Source organism: Micromonospora sp. M51, assembly GCF_018070305.1.
In the GTDB taxonomy this organism is placed as follows: Bacteria; Actinomycetota; Actinomycetes; order Mycobacteriales; family Micromonosporaceae; genus Micromonospora; species Micromonospora parva.
In genome coordinates, this window is record NZ_JAGPXZ010000708.1 from 1 (window position 1) to 3,143 (window position 3,143).

At 72.6% G+C, this 3,143-nt stretch carries 4 protein-coding genes; 3 read left to right on the top strand and 1 reads right to left on the bottom strand.

Annotation, left to right across the window (positions count from 1 at the left end; all coding sequences use genetic code 11):
- Positions 1-1,011: serine/threonine-protein kinase (locus tag KBX53_RS27460; RefSeq protein ID WP_309140868.1), on the bottom strand; the 1,011-nt coding region annotated here is incomplete at its 3' end.
- A 133-nt stretch (positions 1,012-1,144) separates the two neighbouring features.
- Here KBX53_RS27460 and KBX53_RS27465 point away from each other — a divergent pair.
- The 3 genes from KBX53_RS27465 to KBX53_RS27475 form a co-directional block, all read left to right on the top strand.
- The gene (locus KBX53_RS27465; protein ID WP_030336907.1) at positions 1,145-1,744 is read left to right on the top strand and encodes a hypothetical protein; all 600 of its coding nucleotides are present in this window, start codon (positions 1,145-1,147) and stop codon (positions 1,742-1,744) included.
- A 131-nt stretch (positions 1,745-1,875) separates the two neighbouring features.
- Entirely contained in the window at positions 1,876-2,217 is a 342-nt protein-coding gene (locus KBX53_RS27470) for a PadR family transcriptional regulator (protein WP_030336904.1), read from the top strand.
- Positions 2,214-3,143 (top strand): permease prefix domain 1-containing protein (locus KBX53_RS27475; protein WP_210862426.1); only part of this gene is annotated, 930 nt, incomplete at its 3' end. The genes KBX53_RS27470 and KBX53_RS27475, both read left to right, overlap by 4 nt.

Sequence of the window (3,143 nt, forward strand, 5' to 3'; positions counted from 1 at the left end):
CGGCAACGCCACGGTCAGCGGCCCGGCCGTGTACGTGCCGCCGACCGGCCGAGCCGACCCGGTGCCACCCGACTCGGCGCCCACCGCGCCCACCGCGACGACGGCCACCATCGTGGCCCCGGCCAGCCGCAACCGGCGGCGGGCTCCCGGTCGCGGTGGCGGCTGCCGCGGTACGGGACGGGTCGCGATGGTCAGCCGCGCCGGGTCGCTCGCACGGGTCAACGCGGCGTGCAGGGTGGCGGCGTCGGGGTAGCGGTCGGCCGGGCGGTGGGCGGTGGCCTGGGCGAGCACCGCCGCGACCGCCGCGGGCACGTCGTGCCGCAGTCGGAGCCCCGGGGTGCGCCGGTGCGGATCGGGGCTGGTCGGGTTCGCTCCGGTCGGGTCGGCGGCCAGCAGCCGGATGCCGAGGCGGCCGAGCCCGTACACGTCGGCGCGGGTGTCGACCACCGCGCCTGGATCGTCCTGTTCGGGGGCCATGTATCCCGGGGTGCCGGCCCGGGCGGTCAGCCCGGAGGCGGCGGCGAGCGCCTTGGCGAGACCGAGGTCGGCGCTCAGCACCTGTTCCGCGCCGTCGGGGCCGGCGCCGCCGACCAGGAAGTTGCCGGGGGTGAGATCGCGGTGCACGACGCCGTGCCGGTGCAGCACGGCGACCCCGGCGCAGACCTCGCCGAGCAGCCGCAACGCCGCCGGCACGGGGATCTCGCCGGCGGCCAGCCGGTCCCGCAGGCTGCCCCCGTCCGCCCAGGCCAGGACCGCGTACGGCCGACCGTCGGGCAGTTCACCCAGGGCGTGCACCCGGATCAGCCGCTCGTGCTCCAACCGGCGCAGCAACCGGGCCTCGTCGAGGAAGCGTTCCCGGACGCGTAGGTCGTGGCTCCAGTTCTCGGCCAGCACCTTGATCGCCACGTGCGCGTCGAGCGCCCGGTCGTAACCCAGCCAGACCGTCGCGAACGAACCGACGCCGAGCAGTCGCTCGATGGCGTAGGGCCCGATCCGCAGTGGAGCCGTCACCGTCTCACCCCCGGCCAGCGCGGTCGGTCGGCGTTTCTCTGCACAGTAGACCGAGCGGTTCGCGATCTCGACGAACCGTTGGCCCGGGCGCGGTGACTAACAGGGCAGGAGACCCCGCACCGAAGGAGCCGTCATGAACCGTCCCGCGATCCTCCTCACCACCGCCGCGTTGGCGCTCGGCACGCTCGTCCCGGCGACGGTCGCCGGTCCGGCGACCGCCGCGCCCCCGGTCGGCGGCACCGCGCCCGCGTCGGCGCGCGGTCCGCTCGCCGCCGCCGTCGGACACAGCCACCCGCAGGTGCTCAGCGTGCGTGGCGCCGGCGTGTACCGCATCGGCGCCAGCCTGGCGGCGCTCACCGCGAACGGGCACATCGACTGGACCGCGTCGGGCTGCGGCCCGGTGGTGCACGCCGGAGCCACCGGTTCCTGGGCGGGTGTGCTCCTGCTGGCCTTCCGCGACGGGCGCCTGGTGGAGGTGGGTACGGCCACCAACCCGCCGCGATCTCCCGCCGGCGCCGGTGTCGGCATGTCGTTCGCCGAGTTGGAGGCGATCTACGGCCGACGGGGGTCGCTGATCCGCAACGACGCGGGGGACGCCGAGGCGTACCTGGTGCGGGTCGGGTCGCGGGTGGAGTTGTTCACCGGGCACCCGATCCGGCCGGGGGTGGGCTACTTCCAGGTCGGCCCGGCCAGCTTCGTCGAGCGGAACTTCCGGCAGGGCGGGTCCTGCTGATTCGACCCACCCGCGGGGCGTCCGGTGTCGACCGGGCGCCCCGCGTCGCCGCTCGGCCCGATTCGGAGGTTGGGCGGACACGATGATGTCGGGCTAGACATTAGTGTGTGGCACACAGTATGGTGTGACACATGGTTAGCGAGGATGTTCTACGGACGCACCTGCAGGAGTTGCGTCGAGGCACCGTCGTGGTGGCCAGCCTGGTCGCGCTCCGCCGGCCGGACTACGGCTACGCACTGCTGCAACGGCTCACCGACCACGGCTTCCCGGTCGACGCCAACACGCTCTACCCGCTGCTGCGCCGCCTGGAGGACCAGGGGCTGCTGACCAGCGAGTGGAATACCGCGGAGAGCCGGCCGCGCAAGTTCTACCGGACCAGCGACGAGGGCGAGTCGATGCTGAGCCGGCTGCTCGACGACCTCGCCGCCGTGCAGACCTCCATCACCGGGCTGATCCAAGGAGTGGACCGATGAACACCCTGACCGACCGTTACCTCGCCGCCACCCTGCGCTCGGTGCCCGCCCAGCGCCGCGACGAGATCGCCAGCGAGCTGCGGGCCTCCATCGAGGACATGATCGAGGGTCGGACCGACGGCGGGCAGGACGCCACCACCGCCGAGCGGGAGGTGCTCACCGAGCTGGGCAACCCGGACGTGCTGGCCGCCCGGTACGCCGACCGTCGACTCCAGCTCATCGGCCCGACCTACTACCTGGTCTGGCTGCGGCTGCTGAAACTGCTGCTCAGCTTCATCCCGGCGCTCGTCGGCACGATCGTCACCATCGTCGAGGCGGCCGAGGGGAAAGGTTTCGGAGCCATCGGTCCGGGCCTCGTCGTCGCCCTGCAGGTGGCGGTGCAGATCGCCTTCTGGCTCACCCTGACCTTCGCCATCATCGAGCGCTCCCAAACGCCGGTGAACCTGCCGGACTGGACGGTCGACCAGCTGCCCGACGCCCCGGTGCACCGGGGCATCCCGCTCGCCGACACCATCGCCTCGGTGGTCATGCTGGTGGCGACCATCGCGTACCTGCCCATCCAGCACTTCCAGTCCTGGGTGCGCGGCACCGACGGCGAGAACATCGCGATCCTCGACCCGGCTCTCTGGTCGTTCTGGCTGCCGGCGCTGATCGTCGTGCTGGTCGCCAGCGTGATCTTCGAGATCGTCAAGTACCGGATCGGACGCTGGACCTGGCGTCTCTTCGGCACCAAGGTGCTGCTCAACCTGGCGTTCTCCGTGCCGCTGGTGTGGTTGGCGCTCTCCGACCGGCTGCTCAACCCGGCCCTGGGCGAGCGGCTGAGCTGGCTGGCGGATGCCGACAACCGAAACCTCCTCGGCGCGGCGATCGCGGTGGGAACGGCAGTGGTGGTGGTCTGGGACCTGATCGACACCGCGATCAAGACC